The sequence below is a fragment of the Streptosporangium minutum genome, assembly GCF_002149035.1.
GTDB classification, from domain to species: Bacteria; Actinomycetota; Actinomycetes; order Streptosporangiales; family Streptosporangiaceae; genus Streptosporangium; species Streptosporangium minutum.
In genome coordinates, this window is sequence record NZ_NGFP01000465.1 from 1 (window position 1) to 2,578 (window position 2,578).

A 2,578-nucleotide genomic window follows, 5' to 3' on the forward strand; every position below is an offset into this window, starting at 1 on the left:
GGGTCGACGAGCTGATCTCGCACTCGCTGTTCTCGGTGGAGGGGGGTCAGGCGGCGGCGGCGCAGTTGCTGGAGCGGGGCTGCACGGGCATCGTGTGCGCCTCGGACCTGATGGCGCTGGGGGCGATCCGGGCGTGCCGGGATCGGGGGTTGTCGGTTCCGGCGGACGTGTCGGTGGTGGGGTTCGACGACTCGCCGCTGATCGCCTTCACCGACCCGCCGCTGACCACCGTGCGCCAGCCCGTCCAGTCGATGGTGACCGCCGCGGTGCACACCCTGCTGGAGGCCGTCTCCGGCGCGCCCATGCAGCACTCCGAGCTCATCTTCCAGCCGGAGTTCATCGTGCGGGGCTCGACGGGCTCGGGCCCGAAGATCCTCCGCTGACCCCTTCCCCCTCCCGGAGGCCGGCCGGTCCGGCGGATCCGGCCGGTCCCTCTCCTCGCTATGGTGATCATCCGGGCCGCCCGCGGCCCGGCGTCACCCTCGTTCTTTCCCCCCGCTCTCGCGCGCCCGCCCAGGAGGCCGGCATGAGTGTGCACGACCCGGCTCCGCTCACGATCCCCCGGCTGCTCGCCGCGCGGGCGGAGACCGATCCCGACAGACCCGCCCTCGTCGCCGACGGACTCGGCGACCTGACCTTCGGCCAGTGGGAACGGCGCTCCGACGCCGCCGCCCGCGGCCTGCTCGACCGGGGACTCCGCCACGGGGACCGGATCGGCCTGCTGTTCGGCGGAGACGAGTGGACCGAGTTCGCGGTCGCCTTCTGCGCGGTGCTCAAGGCCGGTGGCGTGGCGGTGCCGCTCTCCGCCCGCCTCAGCGACCACGAGGTGCTCGACACCCTCGGGCGCTGCGCCGCCACGGGTGTGCTGCACGGTCCGGGCACGCCGGTGCTCCAGGACCCCGGCCGCTGGTGGACGACGACGCCCGAGACCGGCGGCGGCTCGACCGCCGGCGTCGAGGTACGGCCCGGCGACCTGGCCCAGATCATCTACACCTCCGGCACGACCGGCACGCCCAAGGGCGTCGGCGCCACCCACGCCAACCTGACCCACGGCCGCTCCCCGTACCCCCGGCGCCGTGCCTACTCCCACTCCCAGCGCTTCCTGCACGCCTTCCCCATCGGGACGAACGCCGCGCAGATGATGCTGATGGACGCCCTCACCGCCCACCCGGCGGCGCTCACCCTGCCCGGATTCGAGCCCGAGGAGTTCTGCCGCCTCATCGAGGCCCACCGGGTGGGCACCGTCTTCCTGGTCCCCTCCATGGCCATCGAGCTGCTCGGCTCGGGCGCCCACCGCAGGCACGACCTGTCCAGCGTGCTGCTGCTCAGCTCCTCGGCCGCCGCGCTGCCCCCGTCGGTGGCCCAGGACCTCGCCGCGGCCTTCGCCGGGGCGACCCTGGTCAACTACTACACCTCGACCGAGGCCGTCCCCGCCCAGACCACCATGATCGTCGATCCCGCCCGGCCCACCTCGCTCGGCCGGGCCACCGACCTCGGCGACCTGCGCATCCTCGGCCCCGACGGCCGGACCATGCCGCCGGGGGAGACCGGCGAGGTCTGGCTCCGCTCCCCGGCGGCCCCGCGCTCCTACGTGGGCGACCCGGAGGGCAGCGCGCTGGTGTTCCGCGACGGCTGGGTCCGGATGGGCGACGTCGGCCACCTCGACGCCGACGGTTACCTGTACCTGTCCGACAGGGAGAGCGACGTCATCAAGTCAGGGGCGCTGAAGGTCTCCACCGTCCAGATCGAGGCCGCCCTGCACGAGCATCCGGCGGTGGCCGAGGCCGCCGTCGTGGGCGTGCCCCATCCGGTGATGGGCGCCATGCCCGCCGCCGCGGTACGGCTGGCGCACCCGGTGCCGGTGGACGAGATCCGCGACTTCCTCTCCACCCGGCTGGCCCGCCACGAGCTGCCCACCCGGATCGTCGTGGTCGACTCCTTCCCCCGCAACGACATCGGCAAGATCCTCAAGTCCGGGGTGCGCGACCTGTTCGCCGCCCGGGGCCGGCGGGTCCCGCTCACCCCCGACCAGGAGGCGCGCCTGGCCCTTCCCCGGACGCGGGAGGAGACGGTCCGGGTGGCGATGCGGGTCCGCGACGCGGTGGACCCCGGGGTGCTCCGGCGTGCGCTCCGCGAGGTCGCCGCCGCCCACGAGGCGCTCAGGCTGACCTTCCCGTCCGCCGGAGGCGCCCACGYCGCCGAGATCGCCCCGGAGATCGAGCCCGACCTGGTCCGCCTCCCGGCGGCCGGGCACCCCGGCCGCGTGACGGGACAGGACGCCGGACCCGCCACGGTGGACGACCGGGCAGGGGACGGGGCCTGGCCGCAGGACCTGGTCGAGCGCGAGTCGGGCAGGCCCTTCGACCTGGAACGCGGGCCGCTCTTCCGGGTGATCCTGACCGGGCCGTCCGCCGACGGCTGCCTGCTCGTCCTCTGCGCCTCCCCGCTGGTCTGCGACGCCTGGTCGCTCGACACGGTCCTGTACGAGCTCGGCACCGCCTACGCCGCCGCGCTCGCGGGCCGGACCGCCCCCGCCCCGGCCGCCACCGCCGGCTACGCCGACTGGGCGGCCCACCGC

General features: G+C 75.1%; 2 protein-coding genes. Both read left to right on the top strand.

Annotated elements, in window-relative coordinates; genetic code table 11:
- Positions 1-383, top strand: a 383-nt coding sequence (locus CA984_RS43630) for a substrate-binding domain-containing protein (RefSeq protein ID WP_165781647.1), incomplete at its 5' end; no start/stop codon positions are given.
- Between the two features lie 143 nt (positions 384-526).
- A partial coding sequence (locus CA984_RS43635; RefSeq protein ID WP_086579121.1) for an AMP-binding protein occupies positions 527-2,578 on the top strand: 2,052 nt, incomplete at its 3' end.